This is a genomic window from Erwinia sp. LJJL01, from assembly GCF_047300805.2.
In the GTDB taxonomy this organism is placed as follows: Bacteria; Pseudomonadota; Gammaproteobacteria; order Enterobacterales; family Enterobacteriaceae; genus Erwinia; species Erwinia aphidicola.
On record NZ_CP178576.1, the window covers coordinates 2,676,798 to 2,693,835 of the forward strand.

At 60.0% G+C, this 17,038-nt stretch carries 13 protein-coding genes; 3 read left to right on the top strand and 10 right to left on the bottom strand.

Annotated elements, in window-relative coordinates; all coding sequences use genetic code 11:
* Positions 1-12: 12 nt before the first annotated feature.
* Complete coding sequence (gene nadR / locus ACLI4M_RS13290) at positions 13-1,245, top strand: multifunctional transcriptional regulator/nicotinamide-nucleotide adenylyltransferase/ribosylnicotinamide kinase NadR (protein ID WP_133624611.1); 1,233 nt, start codon at positions 13-15, stop codon at positions 1,243-1,245.
* Here nadR and ACLI4M_RS13295 read toward each other — a convergent pair.
* Both ACLI4M_RS13295 and ACLI4M_RS13300 read right to left on the bottom strand, forming a co-directional pair.
* Positions 1,236-2,423: a hypothetical protein gene (locus ACLI4M_RS13295; protein WP_133624609.1), complete on the bottom strand. Its 1,188-nt coding sequence runs from the start codon at positions 2,421-2,423 to the stop codon at positions 1,236-1,238. The genes nadR and ACLI4M_RS13295 overlap by 10 nt on opposite strands.
* 208 nt (positions 2,424-2,631) lie before the next feature.
* Complete coding sequence (locus ACLI4M_RS13300) at positions 2,632-3,633, bottom strand: zinc-binding alcohol dehydrogenase family protein (RefSeq protein ID WP_048914759.1); 1,002 nt, start codon at positions 3,631-3,633, stop codon at positions 2,632-2,634.
* 97 nt (positions 3,634-3,730) lie between these two features.
* Here ACLI4M_RS13300 and ACLI4M_RS13305 point away from each other — a divergent pair, with 97 nt between their 5' ends.
* A complete protein-coding gene (locus tag ACLI4M_RS13305) occupies positions 3,731-4,627 on the top strand; it encodes a LysR family transcriptional regulator (RefSeq protein WP_048914760.1) in 897 nt (298 codons plus the stop codon).
* A gap of 40 nt (positions 4,628-4,667) precedes the next feature.
* On the opposite strand, the gene ettA is transcribed toward ACLI4M_RS13305, so the two are convergent.
* Positions 4,668-6,335: an energy-dependent translational throttle protein EttA gene (ettA, locus tag ACLI4M_RS13310; RefSeq protein WP_048914761.1), complete on the bottom strand. Its 1,668-nt coding sequence runs from the start codon at positions 6,333-6,335 to the stop codon at positions 4,668-4,670.
* Between the two features lie 205 nt (positions 6,336-6,540).
* Between ettA and ACLI4M_RS13315 the strand changes: the two genes are divergently transcribed.
* Positions 6,541-7,485 (top strand): 2-hydroxyacid dehydrogenase, encoded by a 945-nt coding sequence (locus tag ACLI4M_RS13315; RefSeq protein WP_133624607.1) that lies wholly within the window; start codon positions 6,541-6,543, stop codon positions 7,483-7,485.
* 77 nt (positions 7,486-7,562) lie between these two features.
* Here the strand turns inward: ACLI4M_RS13315 and deoR are convergent, their stop codons facing one another.
* The 7 genes from deoR to urtB form a co-directional block, all read right to left on the bottom strand.
* Complete coding sequence (gene deoR, locus ACLI4M_RS13320; protein ID WP_133624605.1) at positions 7,563-8,303, bottom strand: DNA-binding transcriptional repressor DeoR; 741 nt, start codon at positions 8,301-8,303, stop codon at positions 7,563-7,565.
* Positions 8,304-8,634: 331 nt separating this feature from the next.
* Positions 8,635-12,015 (bottom strand): non-ribosomal peptide synthetase, encoded by a 3,381-nt coding sequence (locus ACLI4M_RS13325; RefSeq protein ID WP_413449722.1) that lies wholly within the window; start codon positions 12,013-12,015, stop codon positions 8,635-8,637.
* Positions 11,975-12,574 carry a condensation domain-containing protein gene (locus ACLI4M_RS13330; RefSeq protein ID WP_413449723.1) on the bottom strand — a complete coding sequence of 200 codons (600 nt, stop codon included), beginning with the start codon at positions 12,572-12,574 and terminating at the stop codon, positions 11,975-11,977. The genes ACLI4M_RS13325 and ACLI4M_RS13330 overlap by 41 nt, the downstream gene beginning before the upstream one ends.
* Positions 12,575-12,850: 276 nt before the next feature.
* Entirely contained in the window at positions 12,851-13,549 is a 699-nt protein-coding gene (gene urtE / locus ACLI4M_RS13335; protein ID WP_133624601.1) for an urea ABC transporter ATP-binding subunit UrtE, read from the bottom strand.
* A 1-nt stretch (position 13,550) separates the two neighbouring features.
* Positions 13,551-14,342 (bottom strand): urea ABC transporter ATP-binding protein UrtD, encoded by a 792-nt coding sequence (gene urtD / locus ACLI4M_RS13340; RefSeq protein ID WP_048914766.1) that lies wholly within the window; start codon positions 14,340-14,342, stop codon positions 13,551-13,553.
* On the bottom strand, positions 14,335-15,411 hold the full coding sequence (urtC, locus tag ACLI4M_RS13345; RefSeq protein ID WP_133624599.1) for an urea ABC transporter permease subunit UrtC: 1,077 nt from the start codon (positions 15,409-15,411) through the stop codon (positions 14,335-14,337). The genes urtD and urtC overlap by 8 nt, the downstream gene beginning before the upstream one ends.
* Complete coding sequence (gene urtB / locus ACLI4M_RS13350) at positions 15,411-16,973, bottom strand: urea ABC transporter permease subunit UrtB (protein ID WP_133624597.1); 1,563 nt, start codon at positions 16,971-16,973, stop codon at positions 15,411-15,413. Before urtB ends, urtC begins: the two co-directional genes overlap by 1 nt.
* Positions 16,974-17,038 lie beyond the last annotated feature (65 nt).

The window sequence follows — 17,038 nt, forward strand, 5'->3', positions numbered from 1 at the left end:
CCGGAGGCATAAATGTCGTCTTTTGATTACCTGAAAACCGCGATCCGCCAGCAGGGCTGTACTCTGCAACAGGTGGCGGACGCCAGCGGCATGACCAAGGGCTACCTCAGCCAGCTGCTGAATGCCAAAATCAAAAGCCCCAGCGCGCAGAAGCTGGAGGCGCTGCATCGCTTTCTCGGCCTGGAGTTTCCGCGCCGCGAGAAAACCATCGGTGTGGTGTTCGGCAAGTTTTATCCGCTGCATACCGGGCACATCTACCTGATCCAGCGCGCCTGTAGCCAGGTTGACGAGCTGCATATCATCATGGGCTATGATGAGCCGCGCGATCGCCAGCTGTTTGAGGACAGCGCGATGTCGCAGCAGCCGACGGTCAGCGACCGCCTGCGCTGGCTGCTGCAGACCTTTAAGTATCAGAAGAACATCCGCATTCATTCGTTCAATGAAGAGGGGATGGAGCCGTATCCGCACGGCTGGGACGTCTGGAGCAAAGGGGTGCAGGCGTTTATGGACGATCGCGGCATCGTGCCCAACTGCATTTATACCAGTGAAGAGGGTGACGCCGAACAGTTCAGCGCGCAGCTCGGGGTAGAGACGATCGTTATCGATCCAAAACGCTCGTTTATGAGCATCAGCGGCGGGCAGATCCGTCAGGATCCGTTCCGCTACTGGGAGTATATCCCGACCGAAGTGAAGCCGTTCTTCGTGCGCACCGTGGCGATCCTCGGCGGTGAGTCGAGCGGCAAATCGACGCTGGTTAACAAGCTGGCGAATATCTTCAATACCACCAGTGCGTGGGAGTTCGGCCGCGATTACGTCTTCTCACACCTCGGCGGCGACGAGATGGCGCTGCAGTATTCTGACTATGACAAAATCGCCCTCGGCCAGGCGCAGTACATCGATTTTGCGGTGAAGTACGCCAATAAAGTGGCATTTATCGATACCGACTTCGTGACCACTCAGGCGTTTTGCAAAAAGTATGAAGGGCGCGAGCACCCGTTTGTGCAGGCATTGATTGACGAGTATCGCTTCGACCTGGTTATTCTGGTGGAGAACAACGTCCCCTGGGTGGCCGATGGTCTACGCAGCCTCGGCAGCTCGGTCGACCGTAAAGAGTTTCAGTCGCTGCTGATCTCGATGCTGGAAGAGAACAACATCAGCTACGTGCGCGTCGAGCAGGATAACTACGACGAGCGCTTCCTGCGCTGCGTCGAGTTAGTGAAAGAGATGCTGGGCGATCAAAAATAGTAGCCAATATTGACGTTGCTGCGGAAATACCACTTACCGCTGCCGGGGGACTGAGTGCGGGTCCAGCCGGTGGCGTTAAGCGCACCGCCCCAGGGATTGGCGTTTTTTGCCCAGGTTAAATCCAGCCAGAACATCACCGGCAGCGCAAACAGCTGCATTCCCAGGGTGTTCATCTGCGAGTCATCCCAGCTGCCTTTATCTTTCCACAGCACGCTGTAATCATCATAAAAGCGCAGTTTGCTGACCGGGCCAAGATTGACGTCAACATCGCGCGCGATATTCAGCGCCGCAGTGGTGGCTTTAGCCGGGATCAGATAGGCAGGCGACAGCCCGTTGGTTCCCATCAGGATGGTATCTTTATCCCCCCCGCTGGGGTTCTTCGCCGCGTAAGCATAACGGATCGCCTGGGTGCTGAGCTGCCACGGACCGTTGTTCAGTTTGGCATGCAGCCCGCCCGACCAGAATGAGCCGTTATCGCCGCTGCGGTGGTTATACAGGCGCGAGGCCGCCAGTGAGCCGCCCAGCTCGCTGTGCCAGCTGCCGCTGTCAAACTCGCGCGCCAGCCGCAGGTTAAGCTGATCGCGCTTCTCATTGAGCTGCAGGTGGTGCGGGCCATATATTGTGCCTTTCAGCTCGCCGTAATAGCCCACGTCCGGCGCATAGCGCACCCCCTCAGGCAGCATTTTGGCAAAATACGCCGCCTCAAACGTCCAGTTATTCGCCCGGTAGCGATACTTAGCACCGAGCCCGCTGTTGACCGCAAAGCCGAGATAAAACGGAATATCATATGACCAGCCAAACTGCGGATAGGGGGCCAAACCAAAAGGTTTCTCCGGTGCGCCGATCTGAATCTGCTGGTCGCGGTTAATTTGGTAGCCAATATAGGCGCGGTCAATAGCATATTTGCGCTGGTCCTGAAACCAGAAGCCGGAATCAAAAAAGAAATTATCGGCATGGCCGCTGGCATCAATGCGAAAAGTATCAAAACGCAAATGGGGCTGGCGGCGGTTGCGGCTGGTGTTCCAGTCTTCATAGCGATAGTTGGCGCGCAGCGCGCCGCCAATATCAATGCCCTGTTGACCATCCGCGCTCTGCCAGTGCAGGTGGGGCGGGGCGCTGGCGGCCTGAACGCCGCTGCTGAGGCAAAATGTCAGTAACAGCTGCTTTATTTTACGCATAACGATCCCTCGTCTTTTTCCTTAATTAAAGAAAAAATCCATGAAGTATTAAATATGAAACTTGCGCGGTTTAAATTACCGTTGAACCATAAAATAACCAGCAGCTATGTCAAGATGAAATAAATGGAAGTGCCAGCGGGGTAAAATAAAAAAAGATATTAAGGCGGGATGTTTCATGGGCGAACCAAATAAGGTCCGCCCGTTGGGATTAATAGACCATCACCACCTTGCCGCGCATATGACCTTCCAGCACCTGCTTATGGGCCGCGGTCAGCGTGTCGACGCTTAAGCCGTGCAGGGTCTGGCTCAGTGAGGTAGTGACTTTCCCCTCATCCAGCAGTTTTGCCGTGGCGTCGAGGATCTCCCCCTGGCGCGCAATATCCGGGGTGTTATACATGCTGCGGGTGTACATAAACTCGAAGTGCAGCGCGGCGCTTTTCAGCTTCAGCTGGTCCATGCTCAGCGGTTTTTCATTCTCAACGATGGTACAGATTTGCCCCTGCGGCGCGATAAGCTGGCTCATCGTTTCCCAGTGGCCGTCGGTATCGTTCAGGCAGAAGATATAATCCACCTGCTTGAGGCCATGTTTCTCCAGCTCTGCTGGCATATCCTGATAGTTGATCACCAGGTCCGCGCCGCGATCTTTACACCACTGCACCGAGTCCGGGCGCGAGGCGGTGGCGATCACTTTGACCTTGGTGTGCAGCTTAGCAAACGGGATCGCCAGCGATCCAACGCCACCGGCACCGCCGACGATCAGCAGGGTTTTACCTTCTGCAGCGCGGTCAAGCTGCAGGCGGTCGAACAGGCCTTCCCATGCGGTAAGCGCGGTCAGTGGAATAGCCGCAGCCTGCGCCCAGTCGAGCGAGCGCGGCTTGTGCCCGGTGATACGCGCATCAACCAGCTGCTGGCTGGCGTTGCTGCCGGGGCGAGTGATGTCCCCGGCGTAGTAGACTTCGTCACCCGCTTTAAAGCCGCTGACCTTACTACCTACCGCCAGCACCACGCCGCTGGCATCCCAGCCGAGAATACGCGGCTGCTGCAAGCCATTTTTCTGCGCACCCTTATGCACTTTGGTATCCACCGGGTTGACCGAGGCGGCTTTCACTTCAACCAGCAGATCAAACTCGCCCGGAGTGGGCTGCGGCTGCTGGATTTCAATAAAGCTCTGCGGATTTTCTGGATTGATAGCAATCGCTTTGATTGTCATAGCACTTCTCCTTAATGATGTGATATTCAGTGTAGGTAATAAGCAGGCTAATGATAAGCTGCACAATAACGCACTAAGTGTTCGTCTGGGGTGAACAATAATGTTTAAACAGTTGCAGGATATGGCGCTGTTTGCGCTGGTCGCAGAGTGTGGCAGTTTCACGGCGGCGGCTACGCGCGCGGGATTACCGAAGTCCAGCGTCAGCCAGCGCGTCAGCCAGCTTGAACAGGCGCTGGGGCTGCGCTTAATCAACCGTACCACCCGCCAGCTCAATCTGACCTTTGCCGGGGAACGTTATCTGGTGCACTGCCAGGAGATGCTGGCCGCCAGCGAACGCGCCAGTATGGCTATCGAACGCCTGCGTGATAACCCCAGCGGGCGACTGCGCATCACTTCTCCCGCAGGCATCGGTGCCACGCTGCTGGCGCGCTTCAACGCCGGGTTCCAGCGCCAGTTTCCCGACGTCACGCTGGAGGTCTCAGTCTCTGATGAGATCCGCGATCTGGTGCAGGACGGTTTTGATGTGGCGCTGCGCACCGGGCGGCCGCAGGACTCGTCGCTGATCGGTCGGCGTATTGGTTACTGTGAGCGGATGCTGGTGGCCTCACCCGCCTATCTGGCCGATTACGACGTCCTGACACACCCCAGCCAGCTGATGGAGCATCGCAGTATTGCTCACCGGGCCTGGAGCGAATGGGTATTGAAACGTAACGAAGAGTTCTACAGCTGGCTGCTACCGCCGACCCATATGACCGACAACCTGGTGTACGCGCGCGAATGTGCGCTGGGCAATGCCGGGATCACGTTACTGCCGCTCTTTATGATCAATGAATTATTACCGCGGGGTGATTTAGTGCGGGTGTTACCGGAATGGGAAGTGGAGGGGAATGAACTGTGGCTGGTTTACCCGAGCCGAAAGCTGAACTCACCCGCGCTGGCGCGCTTTATTGAATTTGCCATGCAGTCGCCGGTATTCCGCGAATTTTATCAGTAGGGGGCGACCTTTTACTGGTCGCCCCGCAAGCCTGAATAGCTTACTTAATCATACGCTTGTACTTGATACGCTTCGGCTCCAGCGCTTCGGCGCCCAGCGTGCGTTTCTTGTACTCTTCGTATTCGGTGAAGTTACCTTCGAAGAACTCGATCTTGCCTTCATCCTGATAGTCCAGAATGTGGGTGGCAATACGGTCGAGGAACCAGCGGTCGTGCGAGATCACCATGGCACAGCCCGGGAACTCCAGCAGGGCGTTTTCCAGCGCGCGCAGGGTTTCGATGTCGAGGTCGTTGGTCGGTTCATCCAGCAGCAGCATGTTGCCGCCAACCTGCAGCAGCTTCGCCAGGTGCAGACGACCGCGCTCACCACCGGAGAGTTCGCCAACGCGTTTACCCTGATCAACCCCTTTAAAGTTAAAGCGGCCAACGTAGGCACGGCTTGGCATCTCGGTGTTGCCGATACGCATAATATCCTGGCCGCCGGAGACTTCTTCCCAAACGGTTTTAGAATTATCCATGCTGTCGCGGAACTGATCGACCGACGCCAGCTTAACGGTTTCACCCAGCACGATCTCGCCGGAATCAGGCTGCTCCTGACCGGACATCATGCGGAACAGCGTGGATTTACCCGCGCCGTTCGGACCGATGATGCCGACAATCGCACCCTTAGGAACCGAGAAGGAGAGGTCGTCAATCAGCAGGCGGTCGCCGTAGGATTTACGCAGGTTGCTGACTTCCAGCACCTTGTCACCCAGGCGTGCTCCCGGTGGAATGAACAGTTCGTTGGTTTCGTTACGCTTCTGGTACTCGGTGTTGTTCAGCTCTTCAAAGCGCGCCAGACGGGCCTTGCCTTTGGACTGCTGACCTTTGGCACCTTTGCGCACCCACTCCAGCTCTTTCTCAATCGATTTACGACGAGCGGCTTCGGATGAGGCTTCCTGCGCCAGACGCGCATCTTTCTGCTCCAGCCAGGAAGAGTAGTTACCTTCCCACGGAATACCTTCGCCGCGGTCCAGCTCGAGGATCCAACCCGCTACGTTATCCAGGAAGTAACGGTCGTGGGTAATCGCCACCACGGTCCCTTCGAAGTCGTGCAGGAAGCGTTCCAGCCAGGCCACGGATTCGGCATCCAGGTGGTTGGTCGGTTCGTCCAGCAGCAGCATGTCCGGCTTTTCCAGCAGCAGGCGGCACAGAGCGACGCGGCGGCGCTCACCACCGGACAGGTTAGCAATTTTTGCATCCCAGTCCGGCAGGCGCAGCGCATCGGCCGCACGCTCCAGCTGGGTATTCAGGTTGTGGCCGTCGTGCGCCTGGATGATCTCTTCAAACTTGCCCTGCTGAGCGGCGAGCTTGTCGAAGTCAGCATCCGGCTCGGCGTACTTGGCGTACACCTCGTCCAGCCCTTTCAGCGCGCCCACCACTTCGGCCACGGCTTCTTCCACCGATTCGCGCACGGTGTGTTCCAGGTTCAGCTTCGGTTCCTGCTCCAGGTAGCCGATCTTCAGGCCTGGCTGCGGGCGTGCTTCCCCTTCGATATCTTTATCGATGCCGGCCATGATGCGCAGCAGGGTGGATTTACCCGCACCGTTCAGACCCAGTACGCCGATCTTGGCACCAGGGAAGAAACTGAGGGAGATGTTCTTTAAAATATGACGCTTCGGCGGAACGACTTTGCCGACGCGATGCATGCTATAGACGAATTGAGCCACGTTGGGTTGAGCCTCTTATGGTCTGGGGTTTAATTGGGGCAAAACAGCTGCCCACTCAGATAGCGGAGTTTAGCTGTTTTCCCCTGCTATTCACAGCCGGGACGGCCTGATTATCCTGATATCGCTACAAGCGCCTGTTTCTGATTGATTTCTGTTCAGTTACGGCTAAGCTGGTTTTTTTGCCTTTAAAACCATGGAGATATCAATGAGAGTTCTGATAGCCGCGGAAGAGAATGCCTGGGGTGGGATGATCCAGCAGTTTCGCCAGCGTTTGCCCGACGTCGAATTTGTCGCATCGCCGGGCCACGCGGCGGAAAGCCTGGCCGGTTTTGACGCGTTGATCCCTGGCATGGCGAAGGTCACTCCCGCTCTGTTGCACACCGCCGATCGCCTCAAGCTGATTCAGCAGGCCGGGGCCGGGCTGGAAGGGGTGGATATCGCCAGCGCCCATGCGCAGGGCGTGATGGTGGCGAACGTACCGTCCGACCGCTCCGGCAACGCCGACTCGGTGGCGGAGCTGGGCATCTGGATGATGATCGGGCTGGCGCGTAAGGCTAACCAGCTGCCGCAGATGATCGCCACGCGCCAGCTTGGCCTGCCGGTTGGCATGGGACTGAAGGGCAAAACCGTCGGGCTGGTCGGGCTGGGGGGCATTGGCAAAGCGCTGGCGCAGAGGCTGGCGGCGTTTGAGATGCGTACGATCGGCGTTAAGCGCAGCGCCGATGATGACTTTGCCCGCCAGCATCGCCTGGCGTGGGTCGGAGAGATGGACTGCCTGCCGCAGCTGCTGCGGGAAGCTGACTTTGTGGTGCTCAGCCTGCCGGATAACCCGGCGACCCATCATATTATCGATGAAGCGGCGCTGGCGCAGATGAAGCCGGGGGCTTTCCTGATTAATCTCGGGCGCGGCGGGCTGATTGAGAAGTCTGCGCTGCTGGCGGCGCTGGCGAACGGTCAGCTGAGCGGCGCCGGGCTGGACGTGTTCTGGCAGGAGCCGCCCGAGCCGCAGGATGCGTTGTTCAGCTATAACGTGATTGCCACCCCGCACATTGGCGGCGTGACCGATATCTCGCTGGCTGGCAATGTCGCCGCGGTGTGTGAGAATTTACGCCGCCTGCGCGACGGCGAAGAGATTTTAAATCGCTGGTAAAGCGCAGCGGGCGGAGCGAAAAAGAAGGTCCGCCCCTACCGTTTCTGCGGTCGCCGCGCGCCGAGAGTTTGCGCCGGTTACGGGGTGATAACCTCAATACCGATGTCGTACCCGGGGGCGGCATCGCTGATTAAGCCGTTAAACGCGCTGAGATCGGCGATGCGCGCCGGCAGCACCTTGCCATATTTGCTGCTGTCGGCCACCAGTAACTTCTGGCGCGCGCGCTGCAGTGCCAGAAGCTTCATCGGCAGTTCGTTCAGGTTGTAGCAGCTGGCACCCTGCTGCACATCGATTCCGGCGGCGGAGATGAACGCCTTATCCGGGCACAGGCTGTCCATCACTGACAGCTGACCCAGCGGGGTGAAGATGGCGTTATCCGCGTGGAACTCGCCGCCGCACAGGATCACCCGGGCATTTTTCTCTTTCAGCGCGAGGAAAGTGTTCATCGCACAGCAGACGGCGGTAAACGGCAGGTCGGGATCGATGGCGTCAATCACCCACGGAATGGAGGTACCGCAGTCAAAATAGACCGTTTCATTGGCATTGATCAGCGAGCTGGCGTGCTGGCCCAGCAGGCGCTTTTGCTCGACATGCTGCCCCTGCTGATCGGAAACAAAATAGTGGTTCTGGTGACGCATCGGGTCGCTGACGATGTAGCCGCCCAGCAATACCACTGCGCCCGGGCCTTCATTCAGGTCGCGGCGTATGGTCATCTCAGACACCCCAAGCAGTTGAGCCGCCTCTTTCAGATGGATTTTATCGGTGCCTTTCAGCGCCTGGGCCAGCTTATTGATGCGCTCGTCGCGCCGGGTTTCCATGAGTTTGCTTCCAGTTGTCGCGGAATTTGGAGTTTACCGTCAATAAGATAGGGCTGCAAACAGCAGGGCGCAGGCAGGTAAAAACAGGGGGCGGGCATGCCCGCCCCCTACGCAGGAACGCGGATGTTGTAGGGGGCAGGCATGCCTGACCCGCCGTGCAGGGACGCGGATGTTGTAGGGGTCAGGCATGCCTGACCCGCCGCGCAGGAACGCGGATGTTGTAGGGGTCAGGCATGCCTGACCCGCTGCGCAGGGACGCGGATGTTGTAGGGGTCAGGCATACCTGACCCGCCGCGCAGGAACGCGGATGTTGCATGCCTGACCCGCTGGTTTACGCCGCGCTGCTGCCGATCTTCTGCGCCAGGTTCAGCGCGGCGACGATCGGTTCGTGGCACAGGATAATCGAATGGTGATTGGCCGCCAGCGGGATCACCTGCAGCTGCGGGCAGACTTTACCTAGGCCATTATCGCTCAGCGCCAGCAGTTCCGCGCCGTCGATACCGTCCATGCTCAGGTCGGCAAACTCGGTGGCTTTAAACAGCGTCACCCGGCTGTGGCGCAGCGGGGCGCTCAGCGGCTGGTTGTTCATCGACAGTTCAAGCTGCTCAATGCGCAGCGCGCGTTCGGCCGCTTCCCCCTCGATGCCGATCATCGCCAGCAGTGGCGCCAGCATGCCCGCCACAATGCGCTGCTGAATGTCGGTCTGGTACAGGCTGTCGAGCAGGCAGAGATGGATATCGCGATAGCCGCGCTGCTCGAGCTGAGCGGCTATCTCCAGCGCAATCACGCCACCGAGCGACCAGCCCAGCAGCTGCACCGGCTGCTGGCGCGACAGCCCCTGGCTCACCATATGCTGCAGGTAATAGCTGGCGAGCGCCGACAGCGACGGGATAGGCGGCTGGTGGTACAGATTGTAATTATTGATGCCGATGGCATTGAGCTGGCCGTCAAACGCCTGCGCCAGATCGCGGTAGATCTCACAGCCAACCACCGCCGGATGCACCATCCACAGATTACCTGCTTCAGCGGGCGAGTTCAGGCGCTGGGTGAGCCGGAACTGCGCCGCGGGCTGGTTGAGCTGCTTCAGCAGTTTCTGCATCGGCAGCGGCGCGTCAGCCTGCGCGTTCAGCTCCGCGCATCCGGCGATGGCGCGCGCCTGGGCGCTTAGCGTGCTGTTGGCAAACAGGGTTTTCATCTCCAGCGCGATGCCCGCGCGCTTGAGCTTCACCATCAGCTGGATGGCGTGCAGCGAGTGGCCGCCAAGCGCGAAGAAATCGTCGTCGCAGCCGATGTTCTCCACCTGCAGCAGCTCGCGCCACCACGCTGCCAGCTGGCGTTCACCCGCGCTCTGCGGGGCGCGCCACGCCGTTTCTTCCGCCTGCCACGCAGGCTGCGGCAGTGCTTTGCGGTCCAGCTTACCGTTAGGGGAGAGCGGAAACGCATCCAGCCGCACAAAGGCGCTGGGGATCATATATTCCGGCAGCGCGGCCTGCAGGGTGCTGCGCAGCTTCTCGCGCAGGCCGGGCTGCGGGACGGCAACCAGCCAGGCGATCAGCCGTTTGTCACCCCGGCCGTCGTCGCAGGCCATCACCACCACATCGTCGATGCCGCTAAACCCGGCAATCTGCTGCTCAATCTCGCCCAGCTCAATGCGCAGGCCGTGGATTTTCACCTGGAAATCATTGCGCCCGAGGTACTCAATGCTGCCATCCTCCAGCCAGCGCGCCAGATCGCCGGTTTTATACAGGCGGGCATCGGGGTCGCTGCTGAACGGGTCGGCAATAAAGCGCTCGGCGCTCAGCTGTTCGCGGTTAAGGTAGCCGCGCGCCACCTGCACGCCGCCGATATGCAGCTCGCCGCTGACGCCCGGCGGCAGCGGTTGCAGCTGTGCATCAAGGATATAGAGCTGGGTGTTGGCGACCGGTCTGCCAATCGGCACCAGCCCGCGCGCATCGTCGCGCCGGCAGTGCCAGAAGGAGACATCCACCGCCGCTTCGGTCGGGCCGTACAGATTATGCAGTTCGGCATCCGGCAGCTGCTGGTGGAAGCGCTGCACTGCCGCCAGCGGCAGCGCTTCCCCGCTGCACATCACCTTGCGCAGCGGGCGGCACCGTTCCATGTCGCCGTGGCGAAGAAACAGCTGCAGCATTGAAGGGACGAAGTGCAGGGTCGTGACCTGCTGTGCGGCGATAAGCTGGCTGAGGTAGTCCGGGTCCTGGTGACCCGCCGGCCTGGCGATGGCCAACCGTGCGCCGACCATCAGTGGCCAGAAGAACTCCCACACCGAGACATCAAAGCTAAACGGGGTTTTTTGCAGTACGCAGTCCTGCGGCGTCAGCCGGTACTCCTCCTGCATCCAGCGCAGGCGGTTCATCACCCCGAGGTGTTCGTTCATGACCCCTTTCGGTTTGCCCGTTGAGCCGGAGGTGTAGATAACATAGGCCAGCGAGCGCTGGGGATCGGCGGCCAGCGCGGGCAGATTAGCCTCGCGCTGAGTTTGCCAGCGGGCGGCATCGCGGCTCAGATGCCAGACCGGCAGATCGGCGCCCAGCAGCGGGCGCAGCGCCTGCTCGCCGGCATCGTCGAGCAGCACCAGCGCGGCCCCGCAGTCGCTGAGCATATGGCTGAGGCGATCCGGCGGATAGTCGGGATCGAGCGGTACGTAAGCGCCGCCGGATTTGAGGATCGCCAGCAGCGCCGTCACCATCTCACTGCTGCGGGCGCAGCACAGCGCCACGCGATCGTCAGGGCCAATCCCCGCCTGGCGCAGTTCTGCCGCCAGCCGGTTAGCGCGCTGATTGAGCTGCTGATAGCTGACGCTGCCGCCGTGACCGCACAGCGCAACGGCGCCGGGCGTGCGTGCCGTCTGCTGCTCAAACCCGCGGTGAATGCCTTCCGGCAGCGGCCACTGCTGTTCAGTGCTATTCCACTGGCCGAAGATCTGCTGCTGTTCCTGCGGCAATAGCAGTGGGATCTGCGCCAGCGGCTGCTCTGCGCCGTGGTCGAGCAGATGATCCAGCAGCATCAGCAGGCGGTCGGCGCTGCGCTGCGCATCGGCGGCGCTGAACCAGGCTTCATTGAAGTTAAACTCCAGCAGCGGCGCATCGCCGGGGTGATAGTGGCGCAGATAAAGCGCCAGCGGCATCTGTTCAAAACCGTGATGCAGGGTTTCCACTTTCAGCTGGCTGCCTTCCAGTTCAATATCGGTCGGGAAGACTTCCAGCGAAAAGCTCAGGTCATACAGCTGGCGGCGGCCCTGCTGCCCGAGGCGCAGCTGGCGGTTAAGCTCGGCAATCGGGAAGCGCTGGTGGCGGTAGCAGCAGCGAAGTTCGGCGGCAATCTGGCTCATCAGGGCGCTGAATGGCTGGCTGAGGTCAACGCTGAGTGCCACCGGGATCATCGAAGAGAACATGCCAAGCGTACGCTTGTGCTGAGCGCCGCTGCGGTTATGGACCGGCACGCCGAGCGTCAGCTGTTCAACCTGCCACAGGCGGCTGTACCAGCAGGCCAGCAGCGCGGTCATCAGGTGCATCGGCGAACAGCCGTGTGCGGCGGCCAGGGCGCACAGGCGCTGATAGCGCTCCAGCGGAAGAGGGCGGTTAATCTGCTGGCTGGGCCACGCCTGGCCTGGGTCAAAGCCGGCGCGCCGCTCCATTCCCGGCTGGGCATGCTCAGCAAAGCGCGTCAGCCAGAAAGGCGCGGTCGCGTTCATAGCGTGTGGACTGCAAATAGGCGCAGTCGTTAGCGATAAAGTCACGATAGCCGAAAATCTGCTGGTGGGCTGCTAACTGACCGCTTTTCAGCTGTTTGTAGCGATCCATAATCATGCCGCTCAGCAGAGAGACGGAAGTCCCGTCGGCGATAATATGGTGGGCATTAATCAACCACAAGGCAGTTGTCGCCGTGGTTTTAATAAATACGCAGCGCCAGAGTAATTCTTCATACAGTTTAAAAGGTTGATTAAATTTATCCTTTAGGTATTCGCGGGCTTTTTTTTCGGCGTCGTTATCCTGACTAAAGTCGTGGTATTCGAGAGTGAAGTCTTGATTCGATACGGTCGTCTGAATAATACCGCCTTCACTCTCTTTTAAGGTTAATTTCAGTGCATCATGTTGGGCGAGAGTTTCATTTATTGCCTGATTTAACAGGGTGATATCAACCTCTCTTTCAATGCGCCACAGCGCGCCAACGTTGTAGCAGGGGGTGGATGGTGTTAATAACTGATCGAGCCAAACGGCTTGCTGCACGCTGGTTAGCGGATAAATAGCCACGTGAGTACCTCCATTAAAGGATCGGTAAATTTGATTTCATGACAATACAGGAAAGTAGTATATGAATATTTCCAAAATATGAAATGAAATTAAATTTATTTCTTTATGAAGAATATTCAGTAACGGCAGGGAATTATAATATTGCGGGCGGAGATATAAATCTATTAATGAGATGGGAATTTATTTAATTGGGATTATTAACATGATTTTTTTAAAGGCCGATCGAGACATCCGTAGGGGCCGACCCTCTTTTTCGGTCGGCCCGCCGTATCAAAATCAAATCGCTACTAACCCGCGCACCCCGTCGCTTTCCATCTCCTTGCCGAGGCCGCGCTGGACGATCTCACCGCGCGACATCACCAGATAGCTGTCGGCCAGCTCGGCGGCAAAGTCGTAAAACTGTTCAACCAGCAGGATCGCCATATCGCCGCGTGCGGCCAGCTGGCGGATCACCGCGCCGATCTCCTTGATCACCGACGGCTGGATCCCTTCCGTCGGTTCGTCGAGGATCAGCAGCTGCGGCCTGCAGGCCAGCGCGCGGCCAATGGCTAACTGCTGCTGCTGGCCACCGGAGAGATCGCCGCCGCGCCGCTGCTTCATCTGCCACAGTACCGGAAACAGCTGCCAGATCTCCTCCGGCACCTGACGCGCCTGGCTGCCGGAAAAACGTGCCAGCCCCATGAGCAGATTCTCCTCTACCGTCAGGCGCGGGAAGATCTCGCGCCCCTGCGGCACGTAGGCGATGCCCGCCTGCACGCGCTGGTGCGGCTTGCGCCCGTTGATTGGCTTATCCTGCCAGCTGATGGTGCCGGACTTCGCCGGGATCAGCCCCATCAGGCATTTAAGCAGCGTGGTTTTCCCTACGCCGTTGCGCCCCAGCAGGCAGGTGATCTCACCCGCTTTAACCTCAAACGACAGGCCGCGCAGAATGTGGCTGCCGCCATAATATTGATTTAGTTCAGTAACCTGTAACATATCAGCGCCCCAGATAAACTTCGATAACCTGCTCGTTGGCCTGCACCTCGCGCAGCGATCCTTCCGCCAGCACCTGGCCCTGATGCAGCACCGTCACGTGGTCGGCGATGGTTTCGACAAAGCCCATATCGTGCTCAACCACCATCAGCGAATGCTTGCCGGCCAGCGAGCGGAACAGCTCGGCGGTGTATTCGGTTTCGGCATCCGTCATGCCTGCCGCCGGTTCATCCAGCAGCAGCAGGTGCGGGTCCTGCACCAGCAGCATGCCGATTTCCAGAAACTGCTTCTGCCCGTGCGACAGCAGCCCGGCGGGGCGCTGACGTTCCGCCCCGAGGCGCAGCAGCTTCAGCACCTCATCAATGCGGTCCTGCTGCTCGCCGTTAAGCTTTGCCCGCAGGCAGGCCCATACCGACTTATCGGTTTTCAGCGCGATCTCCAGATTTTCAAACACCGTCAGCGCGGCAAACACCGTTGGTTTCTGGAACTTGCGCCCGATGCCGATGCGTGCGATCTCGACAGGGGAAAGCGTGGTCAGGTCAGTGCTCTGGTCGTAGAACACCCGGCCATTGTCCGGGCGGGTTTTGCCGGTTATCACATCCATCAGGGTGGTTTTTCCCGCGCCGTTGGGGCCGATTACGCAGCGCAGTTCACCGACGCCAATCTGAAGTGACAGGTCGGTCAGCGCTTTAAAACCGTCAAACGAGACGTTGATTTTTTCCAGCTGGAGCACCGGGTCGGTCTGCTGGCGATGGCGGTCTGCCGGGTGTGGCTGGGTAAACAGGGGTTCAGTCATGCTTCCTCCGGCGCAGCAGGCCAATCACGCCACGCGGCAGGAACAGCGTGACGAGGATAAACATCAGGCCTAAGAAGAACAGCCAGTATTCCGGGAAGGCGACGGTGAACCAGCTTTTCGCGCCGTTGACGATCCCGGCTCCGAGCAGCGGACCGATCAGCGTGCCGCGCCCGCCGAGCGCCACCCAAATGGCAGCCTCAATCGAGTTGGTAGGCGACATTTCGCCGGGGTTGATAATCCCCACCTGCGGCACGTACAGCGCGCCCGCCAGCCCGCACAGCACGGCGGAGAGCGTCCAGACAAACAGTTTGAAGCCTTTCGGATCGTAGCCGCAAAACATCAGGCGATTTTCGGCATCGCGCACTGCCGTCAGCACGCGGCCAAACTTGCTGCGTGCCAGGGCAAAACCGACGGCGAGACTGGCTGCCAGCAGCAGCACGCTGGCGACAAACAGCCCGACGCGGGTGCGGGTGGCGGTGACAGGGAAGCCAAGCAGCGTAGTGAAGCCGGTGAAGCCGTTATTGCCGCCAAAGCCGGTTTCGTTGCGGAAGAACAGCAGCATCCCGGCGTAGGTCAGCGCCTGGGTCATAATCGAGAAGTAGACGCCTTTGATTTTCGAGCGAAAGGCGAACCAGCCGAACACCAGCGCCAGCATCCCCGGCACCAGCACAATCAGGCACAGCGCCCAGGCAAAATGCTGCGTTCCCGCCCAGAACCACGGCAGCTCGTTCCACGACAGGAAGGACATAAACGCTGGCAGGCCATCCCCCGCTGCCTGGCGCATCAGATACATGCCCATCGCATAGCCGCCGAGGGCAAAGAACAGCCCGTGGCCAAGCGACAGCAGCCCTGCGTAGCCCCACACCAGGTCGAGCGCCACCGCGACAATGGCATAGCAAAGGATCTTGCCGATCAGCGTCAGCGTATAGGTGGAGATCGCCAGCGGATTATCTGCCGGTAGCAGGGCGAGAAACGGCAGCAGCAGCAGGGCGAGCAGCAGCAGCGCGCCAAGGCTGAGCGTCAGGCGCGGCGCTTTCTGCGCCACGGTAAGCGTTATCGGTTGCGTCATCAGTCAATCACCCTGCCTTTTAAGGCGAACAGCCCCTGCGGTCGCTTCTGAATAAACAGTACGATGAGCACGAGGATCAGGATTTTGCCGAGTACCGCACCAATCTGCGGCTCCAGCACCTTGTTGAGAATACCCAGGCCCAGCGCGGCGACCACGGTGCCCGCCAGCTGGCCGACGCCGCCGGTGACCACCACCAGGAAGGAGTCGATGATATAGCCCTGTCCCAGCTCCGGGCCGACGTTGCCAAGCTGCGACAGCGCCACGCCGCCCAGCCCGGCAATGCCGGACCCGAGGCCGAACGCCAGCATATCCACGCGTCCGGTCGGCACGCCGCAGCAGTCGGCCATCGCGCGGTTCTGCGTCACCGCACGCACGTTCATCCCGAGGCGGGTTTTATTCAGCAGCAGCCAGGTGAGCACCAGCACGCCGATAACAAACAGGATCACCGCCAGGCGGTTGTACGGCAGCACCAGGTTTGGCAGCACCTGTAAGCCACCGGAGAGCCACGGCGGGTTAGCGACCTCAAGATTCTGCGAGCCGAACAGCACGCGCACCAGCTGGATCAGCATCAGGCTGATGCCCCAGGTCGCCAGCAGGGTTTCCAGCGGGCGGCCATACAGGTGGCGAATGATGGTGCGCTCCAGCGCCATGCCGACGGCGGCGGTGATAAAGAACGCCACCGGCAGCGCCAGCAGCGGATAAAACGCCAGCCACTCCGGGGCGAAACGCTGGAACAGGCTCTGTACCATCCAGGTGGCGTAGGCGCCGATCATCAGCATCTCGCCGTGCGCCATATTGATCACCCCGAGCAGGCCGTAGGTGATCGCCAGGCCAAGCGCCGCCAGCAGCAGCACCGATCCGAGCGACAGGCCGGTGAAGGCCTGGCCGAGCAGGTCGCCGAGCAGCAGGCGATGGCGGATCTGTTTCAGGCTGTCGGCGGCGGCGGCACGCACGCTGGCATCGGCTTCGACGCTGGGTTGCAGCAGGCGTTCGAGGCTGGCCTGCGTCTGCGGATCGCTGGTTTCGCCCAGCAGCTTCACCGCTTCGAGGCGTACCTGCGGGTTAGCGTCGGCCAGCTGCAGCCCGGCAACGGCCTGCGCCAGCACCGCCTGCACCCGGCTGTCCGGTTCGGCGGCCAGCCGCTGTTTCAGCAGCGGCAGCTGATCGGCCTGCGCATCATTTTGCAGCGTGCGCGCCGCGCTGAGGCGCTGGGCGCTATCCGGGCTAACCAGCTGGTGGGCGGCGAGGGTGGTGGCGATCATTACCCTTAGCCGGTTGTTCATAAACAGTTTTTTGGTGCTGCCAGCGGGCGCATTGCTGCCTTCCAGCGGCGTCAGCTGGCCATTAATCTGGCTGAAGGGGTGTTTATTGTCGTCCAGCACGACACGCTCCTGGCGCAGAGCCTGCAGCAGCGGCAGGCGTGCGGCATCCGGTGCGGCGGCCCACTGCTGCAGAAGTTTCAGCCGATCGCTGCGGCTGGCGGCGGCAAAATCGGCGGCCGGTCCGGCCTGAGCAAGCCACGGCAGGCTGAGCAGCAGTAACAGCAGGAATCGCATCATCATATTTTGCTCCGGGAGTGGGCGGGGCATGCCCCGCCCCTACAATTTGACGGCGGGGTATGCCCCGC